The organism is Kitasatospora sp. NPDC052896 (assembly GCF_044547075.1).
GTDB lineage: Bacteria > Actinomycetota > Actinomycetes > Streptomycetales > Streptomycetaceae > Kitasatospora.
Genome location: NZ_JBITZU010000029.1, coordinates 71,411 through 86,416, shown reverse-complemented (window position 1 = coordinate 86,416; position 15,006 = coordinate 71,411). Strand labels below are relative to the sequence as shown.

Sequence of the window (15,006 nt, the reverse complement as noted above, 5' to 3'; positions counted from 1 at the left end):
CCTCCGGCGACCATCCGCTACCGATCCGCCGCAGATCTCCTCGCCGCAGGACGAAGCGAAGACGACACACCGACAGGTTGATTCCTTACGGCTTCGCAAAGCCCGAAATGTCACGAACGCCCTGCCGAAGTCCGCACAGCCGGGCGCGACGAAGGCGATGCAGGAGATCTACAACGCCGAGGACCGCGCCCATGCCGAAAAGGCGATCGAGGTGTTCGCGCGCACCTACGGCGCGAAGCGGCCCAAGGCCGTCGCCAAGATCACCGACGACTGGGAGGAACTGCTGGCGTTCTATGACTTCTCGGCCGAGCACTGGATTCACCTGTGGACCACGAACCCGATCGAGTCGACGTTCTCCACGGTCACGCTGCGGACCAAGGTCACCCGCGGTGCCGGCAGTCCGGCCGCGGCCCTCGCGATGGTGTTCAAGCTCGTCGAGTCCGCCCAGGAACGCTGGCGCGCGATCACCGGCGCCCATCTCGTCGCCCTGGTCCGCTCCGGCGCCCGCTTCGAGAACGGCGTCCTGGCCGGGCGGGAGGCAGCAGCGTGATGCGACCCGCGACTCTGGTCGCTGTAAGTGGCCCGCCCGGGGCGGGCAAGACGACGCTGGCGCATGTCCTGGCAGACGCACTCGACTGGCCGGCGGTTTGCCGTGACGAGATCAAGGAGCGTCTGGCCGCTGGCGCCGATTCCGCCGATGATCTGGACCTGAAGACGCTGGAGACGTTCTTCGGCACCCTCGGTGAGCTCCTGGAGGCGGGTTCGAGCCTGGTGGCGGAGGCGGCGTTCCAGGACCGCCTATGGCGTCCGGGCCTGGAGCCGCTCGCGGGCCTGGCAAGCATCCGCGTCGTGCGCTGTGTCGTCGATCCCGAGCTCGCTCGCGAGCGCATCACCCGCCGAGCCGCCGAAGTCCCTTCGCGCGCCGTTCACGCGGATGCCGATCTCCTGCACCGCATCGCCGAGGGGCAGCAGCCGATCGAGTCGTGGGTCCCGATTGCACTCGACGTCCCCTACCTGGCCGTGAACACCACGCAGGGCTGGAATCCGTCCCTGGGTCAGATCGTCGAATTCGCCACGCTCAATCCCCAACCCCGCCGCTGACGATCAGCCCACGATCCACAGGTCTTGACTATTGCTCAGTTATGGGGTGTGACCTCTGCGTTTGTAGTGACTGCGGCGTGCGCGGCTCTGGCTGAGGCGTCGCCACCATGACCAGTGCAGATGATGCGTCGGAGTGAGGTGGTGGGGTTGGAGGACCAGACCGATGAGGCGGCGGATCTCCGCGACAGACAGCGGTATCAGGGTGGTTTGTCCTGATCGGCAGCCCCCCTTCGAGCTCGTGGGTGCGGATCGCGGCCAGGGCGGCGAGTGCGGCCATGGACAGGGTGATGTGCCGGTAGCAGGCGTCGTAGCGGCGGACCTGGTAGTGGTCCAGGCCGCACTCGTTCTTCGCGACCTGGAACGACTCTTCGATCGCCCACCTGGTGGCGGCGACCTTGACCAGGTCCTTCAGGCGGGTGGTGACGGGTCCGTAGCGGACGTAGTACCCGATGCCGCGCTGCTCCAGCCAGACCCGCAGGTGCTTGACCTGCCCGTAGGCCTCGTCCGCGGTTACCCACGCGAACGGCACCCCGGCGTCGATCACACGCCGCAGCATCCACCGGAAGCGCTCGTTCTCGTCGCGAACGGCACCTCATCGGGCACGCCGGCCGCCCGGCAGGCCCGCGATCATCCGTCCAGGACGCCGGCAGGCACAGCTCCCGGTCGATCAAGACGCGGCCCGTCCCGGTCCGCCTCGCCCAGCAGGCGCTGCATCCCGATCGGCATGCCCCTCGCCCACGCGCTCCGCGAGCATCCACCCGTTCGTCCGCTCCAGCGGCACGATCAACCCTGCCATGTCAGGACACGCGCACGCGGCTCCGACCTGGAAAAACGCGCAGCGAACCGCACGTACAGCCCGGACAGCATCTCCTGCCAGGCCTCGATCTGCCCCACCCCGAGATCCACAGACACGGCAACACACAACCACAGTCACCGGCAAAACCCACAACCACCCCACCAGTAACCGTGATTGCAGTACTAGGCCGCCGTCCGGGCGCGCCGGGCCCGGGCGGTGTCGGTGCCGAAGGCCTGGACGGCGGGGGAGCCGTACGCCCTGGCGACCTCGGTCAGGAAGGAGGCGTCCGCGGCCAGGTCGTCACCGCTGAAGTCGGCCATGCTCTCCGGGTGGCGCACGGGCGGGTGCTCCGCCAGCTTCGCGTCGCGGGCGCCACGCACCACGCAGGCCATCACCATCGCCTCGGAGTACCGGCCGGAGACGTCGAAGGCTGCCAGGTAGTCCCGGGCGAGGTCGGCCGTTCCCGGCGGGTTGTGGTAGTGCAGGGTGAGGACGGCGTCCCGGATCTCCACCACCTTGCGGTACGCGAGCAGCTTCCAACTCCCGTGCGGACGGAGGATCTCGACGAGGCGCGGTCGACGCCTGGCGAGCACCACGTTCGGCACGGTCTCGGTCAGGTCGCGCCACAGCGGCCAGAGCTTCCAGACGGTGGCGATGTCGGCCGCCGCCCGACGCGCGGCGGCGGCCACCGGCACGATCAGGGCGGCCGCCCGGAAGAACGCGTGCAGTGCCATCAGCAACGGGAGGAGGACGGCCCAGACCGGGCCGTCGACGAGGAGCTGGAGTCCCTTGCCGCACCAGAAGAGTCCGGCGCACGTGGTACCGAGACCGAACAGTTGCAGGCCCGTTCTGAGCTGACCGGGTGCGCTCTGCCGGCTGTAGTGCCAACACATGCGCATGCAGGCGTAGTTGGCGAACAGGTGGGCCGTGGTGAGGACCAGCCAGAAGGCGGTCGGCGGAGGGCCGGAGCCGGCGCGCAGCTGGAGCACGACCAGGACGGCCGTCACGAGGAGGGTCCCGAGGTAGACGCGCGCCCGGTGTCGGCGTCGGTCGACCGCGGCGGTGGCGAAGTCGAGGGTGGTGCCGACTGACAGCACGCCCAGCAGATGCTGGCCGAGTCCGACGAGCTGGGTCGGGCCGGTGACGGCGAGGATGGCACGGCTGACCGGGTCCAGGCTGAGCGTCATGGCCGCGGCCGCGCTGGCGACCGCGAACCAGAGCGCGTGCTGTCGGGGCGAGCGGAGCGCCGAAGGTGCCCGGACCGCCACGGCGACCCACAGGCAGACCGCGCTCACGTTCTCCACGGTCGTGCTGAGCGATGCGAGGTCAGCGGACATGCCACGCCTCGACTCCCAGGGCCGCCTCCAGCTCCTGGAGCGCCCCGCTCGGCTGGGCCGCCGCCGGCTGTCGCTCACTGGTCCGGATCAGGCTCGCCAGCATCTCGGCCTCCTGCTCCTGCCACGTGGTGTAGTCGGTCCGCGCCAGCAGCCGGTTGACCAGCCGGGGACTGAGATCGCTCAGGAGGGCCGACACGGTGCCCAACTCCCCATCCGCCACGGAGTGGTGGTCGAACAGCATGTGGGCGATCTCGTGCAGCACGATGTGCTCCTGGTGCGCGCGGGCCGTTCGTCGCTCGAAGAAGATGTGGTCGTCGGTGTGGGTCGCCAGCCAGAGGCCGCAGGCTCCCGCCGAGGCCGCCTGCGGCGGCAGGGCATGGAGGTGGAGCGGGCGTCCTCGCTGTGCCGACAGTCGCGCGCAGAGCGCGTCGAGAGAGAACGGATGTGGTACGTCGAGCTGCTTCAGCACTGACTCGCAGCGTCGGCGTAGCCGGTTGTACTCATGCGACATGGCGTCCTTCAGAGCCTTCCCCCGTGAACCGCTCCAGTACGACGGCTCGAGGCGCGTTCCGGCGCCTCGCTCAGCCCTCCCCTCCGGCGTTCCCGAAGTCGCGGAGTCCCGTCCTGGTCAGGGCTCGCCGACCCGCGCGGGCCCGCCGTCGGCCGCCGGATCGTCCGCGGCGTCGTTGATCCGCGGCAGGTTCTGCAGCTTCCGGACCTCGTCCACCATGGTGAGCAGGGCGTCCAGGCTGGCCGGGGAGAGCCCTTCGGCACGCAGGGCCAGGTTGCGCACCCGGGTGTCGCGCAACGCGGACGCCATGGCCAGCTGGGAGCTGACCCGCTCGGCGACGGCGTCGTTGAGGAAGTACTCCAGCGGCACTCCGAAGAAGGTGGCCAGCACGTCGAGTTGTTCGAGCGTCACGTTGTGCTTCTTGCCGGTGGCGAGCTCCCACAGGTAGGTGCCGGAGATCCGCCCGCCGGTCGTCTGACGGATCTCCCGGGAGATCGCGGCGTACCCGGGGCGCGTGCGCTCGTCCGGATAGAGGGCGTTGAGCAACTCGTTCAGCCGCTGGTCGATCCGACGCACCGAGGACCGGCCCGGCTGACCGGGAAGTGGCCCGCTGGGCTCCATCTGTCTTCTCCCGAAGGATCATTGGCCTGTTTGACGGTCCGTCAACATGGGCCAACCCTACTCGAAGCGAGTGGCGTCCGCCATTGTTGACAGATGGCACCGGCCGGCAACGCTCCCGCGCATATGCTCGGTTGGCGGGTGGACGGCCGAGCCGGAGTCCGCTGGTGGCGGTCGACCCGGCGGCCGCCGGTGGCCTCGACGGTCAGCGGTGATCGGGTCGGACCGGCCCCGGGCGCCGGGCAGGTCCACCGACCTGTACGCCGTTCGGCCGGTCCAGGTCGGCCATCCGCCATAGTGGACAACTGTCCACTGAACGCGGCTCATTCGTTCGCCATGGTTGACAGGTGCGGGCAGCTTGTGCGATATTCAACACGATCATCCAGTATAGGCAACGGCCTGCGGCTTGGCCCGGCAGTGGAACGGGCAGCCCCTTCCCCCCTTGAGCGGTGCGGCAGCGCCTTGCCCGTGTGGGAAGGCTGTTGTCTGCGCTGACAAGGCTGTTGGCTGCTATGAGGGGGATTCATGCAGACAGATCTCAAGATCCGGCAGGCGGACCCGTTAGGCGAGGCCGAGGATCTGGAGCAGCTGTACCAGCTGGCGATTCGAGTCCGTGTCCTCTACCCGTCCCGGGCGACCGAGGAGCTCGACTGGGGCGACACCCGGGTGGCGCGGGCGGTGCGACTCCTCAGGGAAGGGGGGTTGCTGCGGCCTCTGGCGGACGACCGTGCAGACGCACTGGTCCCCGTCGCGCCCCGCACCGCGGCCTCCCGCAGGCTGGCCCGGCTGCACACGCAGATCGCCCGGATGGAACAGGAGTCGGACGCGATCCGGGCCGAGTTGGCGGTCTTCCAGGAGCTGCACGAGCAGGCCACCCGGGAGAGCCGTCTGGTGGAGCCGTGTCAGACGGTCGCCGGGGCCGACGCCATCGCCGCCGAGATCGCCGCCCTCGCCGAGGACTGCGACTCCGAGGTGCTGGTCGCACGTCCCGGAGGCGGTCGCAGCATCGCGGACGCGCTCCAGGTCGCCTGGGAGTCGCCCGAGGTGAAGCTCGCCCGTCGCGTTCGATCGCGGATCCTGTACCAGCACGCGGCACGCTTCGACCGGCCCACGAGGGAGCACGTCGAGCAACTCGTCGCGGTCGGTGGGGAGGTGCGCACCCTCGGCGATCCCTTCGACCAGATGATCATCTTCGATCGGGACGTGGCCGTCATCCCGGCGGACGGCGACCGGGACGTGGCCGTCATCGTCCGCCAGGCCGGCGTGGTGGACTTCCTCCTCGGGGTGTTCGAGCGTGCCTGGGTGAGCGCCAGCCCGTTCGAGAGCCAGAACCGCGCGGCGGAGGTGAGCGAGCTGATCAGCGGCGTGCGCATGTCCATCATCCAGTTGCTGGCCGAGGGCGAGACCGACGAGGCGATCGCTCGCCGGATCGGGGTGAGCGTACGGACCTGCCGCAGTCATGTCGCCAAGATCTACCAGGAACTCGGCGCGCGCAGTCGTTGCCAGTTGGGGGTCCTGATCGCCCAGTCGGGCCTGCTGCGGCAGGGGTAGGGCCGGGTGGCAGGGCGTTGGAGGGGCGGGCGGCAGCCTCTAGGATGCGATCATGGCTGACCCTGACCCATCCACCGACACCCCTGAGCCGCGGGATCCGGAGCTCGGATTCCCGCGGCCCGGCGAGGTGCTGCACCGGCTCCGTACGCAGCAGGGCATGTCGCTGCGCCAGGTGGCGGCCGAGTGCGGGCTGTCGGTGTCCTTCCTGGCCTCGCTGGAGCGGGGCGAGACCGACATCGCGCTGGAGCGGCTCGGCCGCCTCGCCCGGGTGTTCGGCCACGACGTCGGCTCGTTCCTGGGCTTCTCCCGCGGACGGGCCACTCCCTCGGTCTTCCCGAGGGAGAAGCAGGAGGAGCTGAGCCGGGCGCCCGGCGTGGTCTACCGGGTACTGCGTTCCCCGGTGCTCGGGTACCAGGTCGTCACGGGGGACTTCGAGCCGCACAGCGGCCTCGCCGAAGACCTCCAGCACGAGGGCTCCGACTTCATCACCGTCACCAGGGGCGTCCTGGTGGCCCGGTACAACGGAGTGGACCACGTCCTGCGGGCCGGCGACTCCATCCAGTGGTCGGCGGGCCATCCGCACAGCTTCCGCAACGACTCCGACGAGTCGGCCCAGCTGATCGGGATCCTCTTCTCCAGCCTCTACTGAAGCCCCTGCCGGCGCATTCCCCTGACCGACCGACCGCCCCACGGACACCTGTCCGTGGGGCGGTCGGCGTTCGGGCCTGGATCCGCGCCGATTGCGGTGGAAGCCCTCGACCCGGACGATATTCTGTTCTAGAGTGCTTTTTATCGAACACTAGGGAGTGTCAGACATGCTGAAGCCGACCCCGTCCCTCGAGAGTCCCGCGCAGCCCGCAGCCCCGGGCGGTGCCCCGGAACCGGCCGCACGGCCCAACCGCGGGGCCGACCTGACGGCCCGGGTGGCGCTCGTGGTGGTCTGGAGTTCCGGTTTCATCTCCGGCAAGATCGGGCTGCGGTACGCGTCGCCCTACACCTTCGCGACATTACGTTTCGCCATCGCGGGCGTCGTCCTGCTGGTCATCGCCGGGATCCGTCGCGAACGGCTGCCCCGGGGGCGCCGACTGCTGCACCTGGCCGTTGCCGGCACACTCGTCCAGGCGGTGCAGTTCTCCAGCATCTACATGGGGATGAACCTGGGAGTGCCCTCCGGACTGGCGGCGCTGATCATCGCCCTCTACCCGTTGGCCGCCTCGTTGCTCGCGGTGCCGCTGCTCGGCGAGCGGGTCTCGGCCGGCCAGTACCTGGGCCTGGCGCTGGGGCTCGGCGGTGTGGCGCTGGCGGTCGCCGACCGGATCCAGCTGTCCGGGGGCTACCTGCTGGGCCTGGGCTTCCTCGTGCTGGGACTGCTCGGCATCTCCTTCGGCACGGTCTACCAGAAGCGGTTCTGCGGGCGGATGGAGCCGGTCAGCGGCAATGCCGTGCAACTCCTCGCCGCCTCGCTGGTGGTGCTGGTGCCCGCGCTCCTGGTGGAGGGCTGGGACGTGCACTTCGCCGCGTCGTACTGGCCCGTGCTGCTGTGGACCGCGCTGATCAACTCCATCGTCGGCGTCGGCCTCCTCTACCACCTGCTGCAACGGCACGGGACGAGCCAGGTCAGCAGCCTGTTCTATCTGGTCCCGATGAGCACGGCCGGCCTGGGCGCGCTGCTGCTCGGTCAGGACTTCGGTCCGCTCACCCTCGGCGGGCTCGTCCTCGCCACGGCCGGCACCTTCCTCGCCAACCGTGTCCGGCGCTGAACGGCTGGGGAGCCGGGCACTCGGCCCGGCTCCCCAGCCCCACGGTGACATCCGACCGGCGCTGCCGGTTCAGTTCGACGCGCTGCGCAGGGTGCTCCGCTCCTGGTGCTCGGCGATCAGGTCCTCGATGTCGTCGGCGCAGTCGCCGCACCCGGTGTTCGCCTCGGTCGCCTCGCGAACGGACGACAGGTCGTCCGCGCCGCGCTCCAGGGCGGCGATCACCTCACGCTCGGTGACCCGCGCGCACAGGCACAACAGTGGGCTCGACTGCTCCGTGTGCTCCTCCATCAGCCTCTCCTTCCTCGGTGGTCGACAGTCGGTGGACCAGGCCCGGCACCTCGGGCCGGTCCCGCAGCTCGGCTCGGCGGATCTTGCCGGAGGGCGTCAGCGGCAGGCGGTCGACGAACTCCAGCACCCGGACCCACTTCTCGCGCGGCAGCTCCTCGACCGCGCGGCGGAAGACGGTGTCGGCGCTCTCCGGGCCCGGGGCGTGGCCGCGGGCAAGGACCACGAACGCCTTCGGCTCCCACAGCCCCACCGGGTGCGGGATCGCCACCACCGCGACGTCCGCGACCAACGGGTCCCGCAGCAGGGCGCGTTCGAGCTCCAGCGGCGAGATCCGGTGGTCGAACGACTTGAACATGTCGTCGGTCCGGCTGACGTAGCCGTAGCTGCCGTCGTCGTGGCGCACCACCAGATCGCCCGTGTGGTAGAGGTCGCCCTCGAACGCGCGGGCGGTGCGCTCGGGATCGCCCGAGTAGCCCGTCATCATGCCGGCCGGGCGTGGCGACAGCCGGACGCAGAGTTCGCCCGGGGTGCCGTCGGGCACCTCCTGGCCGGTCTCCCGGTCGATCAGCACCAGCTGGTAGCCCGGCAGCGCCCAGCCCATCCGTCCCGGGACGGCCTCGCGGCCCGGGGGACTGCCGATCTGGGCGGTCGTCTCCGTCTGGCCGAAGCCGTCCCGGACCGACAGGCCCCACGCCTGCCGCACGGTGTGGAACAGCGCGGGCTCCAGCGACTCCCCGACGGCGGTGGCCTCCCGGAGCCCCACGGGCCGTTCTCCCAGCCCCTCGCGGACCATGCCGCGCCACACGGTCGGGGGAGCGCAGAGCGTGGTGATCCCGCCCCGCCGGAGCGCGGCGAGGACCGCGGCCGGCCCGGGGCGCGGCTCGGCCAGGGCGACCACGGTGGCCTCGGCGTTCCACGGCACGAAGAAGGAGCTCCAGGCGTGCTTGGCCCAGCCCGGTGCGGAGACGTTCAGGTGGAAGTCGCCCGGGCGCACGCCGTTCCAGTACATCCCCGACAGGTGGCCGACGGGGTAGCTGAGGTGGGTGTGCGAGACCATCTTCGGCCGCGAGGTGGTGCCCGAGGTGAAGTAGCAGAACAGCGGGTCGTCGGCCAGCGAGTGCCCCTGCCGGGTGAAGTCGGCCGGGGCCGTGGCGGAGTCGGTGTACGGCAGCCAGCCGGCTCGTGGGGCGCCCACCGCGATCCGCGTCCAGTCGCCGGGGACGTCCGCGAAGCGGTCCACCAGGTCGGCGGCGGCCACGACGTGCTGGATGCCCGCCCGGTGGACCCGGTCGGCCAGCTCGGCCGGGGTGGTCGTGGTGTAGGTCGGGACGATGACCGCGCCCAGCTTGATGGCGGCGAGCATCACCTCCCACAGCTCCACCCGGTTGTCGAGGAGCAGCAGCAGCGGGTCCTTGCGGGCCACGCCCAGCCCCTGCAGCCAGGCCGCCACCTGGTCGGAGCGGCGGGCCATGGTGTCGAAGGAGTGGTCGGTGTGGCCGTCGGGCCCCAACACCCGCAGCGCGGGCCGGGAGTTGTCGCGGGCCACCGCGTCGAACCAGTCGAGCGCCCAGTTGAAGCGGTCCGGCCTCGGCCACCGGAACAGGCGGCGGGCAGTGGCGAGATCGTCCCGGTGTTCCAGGAGGACGTCACGCGCCGTCCGGAACGCCCGGGTGGCGTCCTGGTCGTGAGGAGTCGTTGCCGTGTGAGGAGTCATTGCCGGCGGTGCCTTTCGTGCGGTGACTGCTGCTTTTCAGTGGTGGGCACCGGTCTCGTGGCCCACCAGGACGGCCGGTTCGGTGGGCCGCTCCGCCAGCGGGGCGAGCAGCTCCCTGGCGACGGTGTCGGCGACCTTCAGGAAGTCGGTGGCCACCCCGGGGCGGCCGTTGCCGATCTGGGTGAACCAGCGCACGTGCTCGGTGGGGATGCCCAGGGCGTAGAGCCCCGAGTGCACCCGCCCGGCGCCGTCCCGCACCCGGAAGGACCCCTGGACGACGTCGAGCCCGCCGGTGGCGTACCGGGTGCCGGAAGCGGTGTCGGAGTTGACGAACTCGCGGACCACGCCGGCGCTCAGCAGCTGGCGGGTGAGCGGCGAGCTGTCCCGGGGCAGGTTCGGCGTGGGGATGCGCGCGTCGATCAGTACCTCGGCGGTCCGCTCGGAGCCGGCCACCTGCGGGGAGCCGACCACGAACCGTCCGGCCGCCTGGTCCGTGCCGAACCGGGCGTCCGGCCCCACGATCTCGACCAGGCCCTGCTCCATCAGCGCGATCAGTTGCTCGGTGCGGACCATCGGCGGGCCGGCCGAGAGCAGGGCGTTGACCGGCGCGTACCGGCCGAGGAACGCGTCACGGTGCGACTCGGGCAGCAGGCCGCCGTAGTCGACGGCCTGCCGCACGATGCCACGGAGGTCCCGCAGGGCGTCCAGCGCCGCCTTCAGCGGACCGTCCAGGGTGCCCAGCGCGGCCTGGTCGAGGTCATGGCGCAGAACCGCGGACAGGCGTTGCTGCCAGGCCTGGTGGCTCGGGAAGTACTCGCCCGCGAAGGGGCGGGCCAGCGCCCACAGGTCCGGAGCGGGGACGGACTCCAGACCCGCCTCCTTGAGCAGCACCGAGGTGTCCTCGCCCGAGGCGAGCAACTCGGCGTGCCGGTGGGCGAACTCCGCCGCCTGCTCGGCGCCGGCGGCGGCCCGCACGTGGGTGGTGTAGAAGACGTGCTCGATCTCCTTGAGCAGCAGCGGCAGCAGGTCCTGTTCGAAGTCGAGCCGGGTGCTGCCGGTCGCCGCGTGACGCCGGGCGCGGGCCGCCGCCAGGGCCTCCTGGGTGAGGAACCGCGCCGGGTGGACGTAACCGGGGGCCTTCTGGTTGCGTCCACGCGCCGGGATCGGCAGCCCGCTGCGCGAGGCCGCCACGACGTGCGGCTCGCGTCCGCTGGGCCGGTAGCGCAGGCTTCCGTGCCGGTCACGGACGAACTCGCCGCCGCGGCCCACCGTCAGCGACAGCAGGACGTCGTAGAAGGACAGTCCCAAGCCGCGGATCGCGACGGTGGTTCCGGGGCGGACCGCGGTGTCGAGGTCCAGCTCCGCGGCCGAGTCGCCGCACAGATAGGCGATCCCGGGCCGGGTCCCGGCGAACCGGATCATGGCCCGGTCGAACTCGTCCGGTTCGTTCCTGGGGTGTCCGGTGGCCAGCACGACCTTGTCCGCCGCGAGCGTCCGGGACTCGTCCAGGGTCAGCCGGTAGCCGTCCCCGAGCCCCGGTCGGACGGCGGTCACCCGCGCCCGCAGCGGGATCAGCCGGACGTGCGGGGGCAGTTCGTCGGTGATGGTGCGGTAGACGAACCTCAGGTAGCGTCCGTAGTCCCGCCGGGAGGCGAAGTCGTCCGGACCGAGGGCCGGGCGGTCGCTGGCGTCCGGCGCGTGCTCGGCCAGCCACTCGCCGAGCGAGGGCCCGGCGCCGGGGCGGGCGCGGCCACCGTCCGGCTCACCGGAGAACATGGTGACCTGCCCGATGACGGTGTTCATCGTGAACCAGTCGTCCTGGTCGGTCCGCCAGACCCGCCCGGCCCCGACCTCCACGGCGTCGATCGCGTAGATGTGGACCGGACGAGGTCCGGCGGCGCCCTCGCGCAGCAGCACGGCGAGGCGCTCCAGGACGGAGATGCCCCGGGGTCCGGTGCCGACGACGGCGATGGTGTAGGGACTGAGCGGTGGTATGGAGCTGTTCACTGCGATTCTCCTTGTGCCGGATGGATCGCGGCGCGGGCCGCGTGGACCGGAAGCGGTCGGGGAACACGGAGCGGAAGCGGTCGGGGAACGGGGAGGGTCGCGCGGGCGCGGCGCAGGTCCGGCCCGGGCCCGGGCCTACGCGGCCCGGTCGAACGTGGACTGGACGTGCGAGAGCATGCCGAGCAGGTCGTCCGCGCGGAGCCGGGAACTGCCGCGTGGGGCCTGGGCGCTGATCGGCATGAGCCCCACGGAGAACCAGCGCAGCCGCCCGTCACCGTCGATGTAGCTGCGGGAACGCTGGGCGTTGTCGGCGTGCAGGCAGTACGGGACGTCCAGGTAGCCGCGGGCGAAGGCCGTGGTGAGGGCCCGGCCGACGTCCGGGTGGAGGGCGAGCACCGCCTCCACCAGGGTCCTGGCCTCCTCGTACACCCCGTCGTCGGCCGCGGTGTCCGGAGGGTCCGCGTCTGCCGCCGCCCGGGCTGCCTCCCGCAGCGCCCGGACGTTGTCCTCGACGGTGGGTATCCGGTACGCCTCCGCGGCGGTCTTCACGATCAGCCGCTCCACACCGGTGCGGGCGGCGAGCAGCGCGCTCTGCCGCAGCAGGGCCAGCGCGCCGGCCTCGCTCCTCGGGAAGACGCCCATGTACGTGTAGAGGACGATGTGCCAGGAGGCCTCGGTGAGCATCTCGCCGGCCAGCCGGCGCAACGCCGCGACGGCCGCCCGGTCCTGTTCGAAGTCGGTCTGCTGGGCGTAGCTGAGCGAGATGTCGCGCAGCCCGTGCTGCTCGAAGAACAGGCCTTCCAGCACGGTCATCGCCACCAGCAGGCTGGGTGGGCAGAGTTGACCCAGCAGGCAGCCGCCGAAGCTCTCCAGGTGAGCCGTCGGCGAGCGGGTGGCCAACAGTTCGCAGCAGCGCGCCCAGGCGTCCACCGAACGCACCAGTGGGGTACGGCTGTAGGGCAGGCAGTACGAGACCGGGCCGCCCTCGGTGGCGTCGAGCCCGGAGTCGAGCAGCACCCGGAAGATGTCCAGCGGCAGCGACGAGCCGTGGCGCACCTGGACGGCGAACCGCCCTCCGCCGTCCAGATTGGCGGTCAACTCCCTTGTGGTGTCCGGCCCGTGCGTGACGAGGGGGTAGCCGTTGAGGTTGCTTCCACGGTCGAGCGCGTGGCGCGCGGAGGCGTGGTCGCCGACCCGGGTGTAGCTGTCCAGGGTGATGGTGCCGACGGTGCGGGCCGGCACGTCGCGGACCGCCTCCAGACCGCGGCGCATGGCCGGTACGGTGGCGAAGCCCATCCGGGGCTGGACCACCAGCTCGCCTGCCGCCCTGGCCGCGGCGATCGCCGCCCCGAAGGGCGGTGCGGTCGGCACGAAGGGGCGCCGGTCGGAACCGCTCACGCGGCGGCCCCCGCCATGGCCGGCAACCGCGCTGGGAGCGAGGGGAGTTGAGTCATCATCAGGTAGGCCCGGAAGTCCCGGACGGCGTTGTCGCCCTCGAAGACGTCGGTGAATCCCGCCGCCAACAGCTCGGGTCCGTACGTCCCCTCGGCGGCGCCCTCCGTGCCGAGCCGGCCGCCGATCACGACCGGCAGCCGTGCCAGGTCCGGCTCCCGTCGCAGCCTGGTGATCAGGCGGCGCCCGTCCAGGAAGCCGTGCCCGTTGACACTGCTGACCACGACCAGGTCGGGGCGGTGTCGGCGGCACTCCTCGATCAGGAGGTCGTCCGGCACGCAGGCGCCGACGTTGTGCACCTGATGGCCCAGCTCCTCCAGCAACAGCTGCAAATAGACCAGATTCCAGGTGTGGGAATCGGAAGAAACGCTGGTGACCAGGGTGCGGCGGCGGGGCGTCATGAATTCCCGGTCGGATACGACCGTAGGTGAGGACATGGAGGTTCACTCCTGTGGAATGAGAGGGAGGGGCCGGCAAGAGCGCGCGGCCGATGTCCGTACCAGCGCCGGCGGTCGGCTCGTTCGGCCGTCGTGCCGAAGGTTCGTCGGCCGGCCCAGCGAGAATATCCCTGAAGTCGCCGCTCGCCACTCCCTCATGATGCTGCAATGCAGCATCATGACCGAGTTCCGGGCTGGATACCGAGCCTTCCGGCGCCGCAGAATCGAGACGACCCCCCAGACCGAAGAGGAGCTTTGACGATGAGTTCGATCGCAGCGGCGTCCGGTGTGGAGCCGTTCCAGGCGGACGAGGACGGCATGCGCCCGGTGGAGGTGCACTGTCACGGATTCGGGGACGTGGACTTCTCCGACTTCACCCGCGTGGACCTGGCCCGGCTCGACCAGTGGTGCGCGACCGAGGGCGTCCTCGCCCTGCCGACGATGTACCTGCACCGCGACCGCCTGGGCGAGTTCGAGGAGTTCATGCGGAACTACGCGAGCATGCGTGCGGACGGACTGCTTCCGCACGTGCCGGGCGTGGCGCTCGAAGGCCCGCTGCTCTCGCACCGCGGCGGCACCCCGACGTCCACCGTCTGGGCGCCGAGCCGGCAGGAGTGGGAGCGGCTGGCCGGACTGGGCGACCACGGCCTGGTCTACACGGTCGTCTCGCCCGACGCCTTCTCCCCGGAGTCTGTCCTCCAGGACGACCCGAACCTGCGCACCAGCGACTTCTCCTGGATCGTGCCGACGCTCCTGGCCCACGGCGTGCGTCCGGCGCTCGGCCACTTCACCCGCGACGACCCGCGACGCAGCGCGGACACCGTCGACGCCATCGTGGAGACGGCGTACCAGTCGGAGTGGAACGGCACCGGCGTCCGGGTGACCACCGACCACCTGTTCAACGACATGCCGCTGAACATCCGGCACGCCTTCCGGACCGAGCGGGCCCGCCGGGAGCGTGACCGCGTCATCGAGTCGTACGACGTGCCGAACTGGACCCTGGACAACATCAGCGAGGTGGCCGGACCGGTGCCCGGCGCGATCATCCGCCAGGCGGTCAACTGCCGCATCGCCGCCTGCATCAACTTCGACGGCGAGCACGTGGACCTGGCCCTCGCCGCCCGCGCCGTCCAGCTGATGGGCCCGCGGAACGCGATGATCATGACCGACCGGTGCGACTCCGCCCGGCTGGGTGGCCGCCCGCTGCACCACACCGGCGACAACGGGCTGTGGTACGAGGAGAACGGCGTGGTCGCGGCGGGCTCGCAGCCGCTCGCCCGGCACATCGCCAACGCCAAGGCCAGCGGCCTGTCCGACGAGGACATCCGTTTCCTCATCACCCGCACCGCGCACCGCACCTTCGGTATCGCCGCCGGCGCCGCGGTTCCCGCGGCCGTCTGACCGCCCGCCCCGGAAAGAGACGCGGCCGGCGTT

General features: G+C 71.1%; 14 protein-coding genes and 1 pseudogene. 6 read left to right on the top strand and 9 right to left on the bottom strand.

Annotation, left to right across the window (positions count from 1 at the left end):
* Nucleotides 1–550 (top strand): transposase (locus tag ACIGXM_RS33315; protein ID WP_396567580.1); only part of this gene is annotated, 550 nt, incomplete at its 5' end.
* Nucleotides 550–1,101 carry an AAA family ATPase gene (locus tag ACIGXM_RS33310; RefSeq protein WP_396567586.1) on the top strand — a complete coding sequence of 184 codons (552 nt, stop codon included), beginning with the start codon at nt 550–552 and terminating at the stop codon, nt 1,099–1,101. The genes ACIGXM_RS33315 and ACIGXM_RS33310, both read left to right, overlap by 1 nt.
* Before the next feature lie 208 nt (nt 1,102–1,309).
* Here the strand turns inward: ACIGXM_RS33310 and ACIGXM_RS33305 are convergent.
* The 4 genes and pseudogenes from ACIGXM_RS33305 to ACIGXM_RS33290 form a co-directional block, all read right to left on the bottom strand.
* A pseudogene (locus tag ACIGXM_RS33305) lies at nt 1,310–2,013 on the bottom strand (transposase); the annotation flags it as partial.
* Nucleotides 2,014–2,079: 66 nt separating this feature from the next.
* The gene (locus tag ACIGXM_RS33300) at nt 2,080–3,234 is read right to left on the bottom strand and encodes an MAB_1171c family putative transporter (RefSeq protein WP_396567578.1); all 1,155 of its coding nucleotides are present in this window, start codon (nt 3,232–3,234) and stop codon (nt 2,080–2,082) included.
* Nucleotides 3,224–3,703, bottom strand: a complete 480-nt coding sequence (locus ACIGXM_RS33295; protein ID WP_396567576.1) for a hypothetical protein — start codon at nt 3,701–3,703, stop codon at nt 3,224–3,226. Before ACIGXM_RS33295 ends, ACIGXM_RS33300 begins: the two co-directional genes overlap by 11 nt.
* 159 nt (nt 3,704–3,862) lie before the next feature.
* Nucleotides 3,863–4,366: a hypothetical protein gene (locus ACIGXM_RS33290; protein ID WP_396567574.1), complete on the bottom strand. Its 504-nt coding sequence runs from the start codon at nt 4,364–4,366 to the stop codon at nt 3,863–3,865.
* Between the two features lie 522 nt (nt 4,367–4,888).
* Between ACIGXM_RS33290 and ACIGXM_RS33285 the strand changes: the two genes are divergently transcribed.
* From ACIGXM_RS33285 to ACIGXM_RS33275, 3 genes are all read left to right on the top strand, one after another.
* Nucleotides 4,889–5,914 carry a LuxR C-terminal-related transcriptional regulator gene (locus tag ACIGXM_RS33285; RefSeq protein ID WP_396567572.1) on the top strand — a complete coding sequence of 342 codons (1,026 nt, stop codon included), beginning with the start codon at nt 4,889–4,891 and terminating at the stop codon, nt 5,912–5,914.
* 52 nt (nt 5,915–5,966) lie between these two features.
* A complete protein-coding gene (locus ACIGXM_RS33280) occupies nt 5,967–6,563 on the top strand; it encodes a cupin domain-containing protein (RefSeq protein WP_396567570.1) in 597 nt (198 codons plus the stop codon).
* 166 nt (nt 6,564–6,729) lie between these two features.
* The gene (locus ACIGXM_RS33275; RefSeq protein ID WP_396567568.1) at nt 6,730–7,674 is read left to right on the top strand and encodes a DMT family transporter; all 945 of its coding nucleotides are present in this window, start codon (nt 6,730–6,732) and stop codon (nt 7,672–7,674) included.
* A 69-nt stretch (nt 7,675–7,743) separates the two neighbouring features.
* Here ACIGXM_RS33275 and ACIGXM_RS33270 read toward each other — a convergent pair whose 3' ends face one another.
* The 5 genes from ACIGXM_RS33270 to ACIGXM_RS33250 form a co-directional block, all read right to left on the bottom strand.
* Nucleotides 7,744–7,962 (bottom strand): bacterioferritin-associated ferredoxin, encoded by a 219-nt coding sequence (locus ACIGXM_RS33270; RefSeq protein ID WP_396567566.1) that lies wholly within the window; start codon nt 7,960–7,962, stop codon nt 7,744–7,746.
* Nucleotides 7,898–9,676, bottom strand: a complete 1,779-nt coding sequence (locus ACIGXM_RS33265; protein WP_396567564.1) for an AMP-binding protein — start codon at nt 9,674–9,676, stop codon at nt 7,898–7,900. Before ACIGXM_RS33265 ends, ACIGXM_RS33270 begins: the two co-directional genes overlap by 65 nt.
* A gap of 36 nt (nt 9,677–9,712) precedes the next feature.
* Entirely contained in the window at nt 9,713–11,683 is a 1,971-nt protein-coding gene (locus ACIGXM_RS33260) for an FAD/NAD(P)-binding protein (RefSeq protein WP_396567562.1), read from the bottom strand.
* 135 nt (nt 11,684–11,818) lie between these two features.
* On the bottom strand, nt 11,819–13,081 hold the full coding sequence (locus tag ACIGXM_RS33255; RefSeq protein ID WP_396567560.1) for a methylaspartate mutase: 1,263 nt from the start codon (nt 13,079–13,081) through the stop codon (nt 11,819–11,821).
* Entirely contained in the window at nt 13,078–13,572 is a 495-nt protein-coding gene (locus tag ACIGXM_RS33250) for a cobalamin B12-binding domain-containing protein (RefSeq protein ID WP_396567558.1), read from the bottom strand. The genes ACIGXM_RS33255 and ACIGXM_RS33250 overlap by 4 nt, the downstream gene beginning before the upstream one ends.
* 261 nt (nt 13,573–13,833) lie before the next feature.
* On the opposite strand from ACIGXM_RS33250, the gene ACIGXM_RS33245 reads away from it, so the two are divergent.
* Nucleotides 13,834–14,973 carry a hypothetical protein gene (locus ACIGXM_RS33245; RefSeq protein ID WP_396567556.1) on the top strand — a complete coding sequence of 380 codons (1,140 nt, stop codon included), beginning with the start codon at nt 13,834–13,836 and terminating at the stop codon, nt 14,971–14,973.
* Nucleotides 14,974–15,006: the final 33 nt, after the last annotated feature.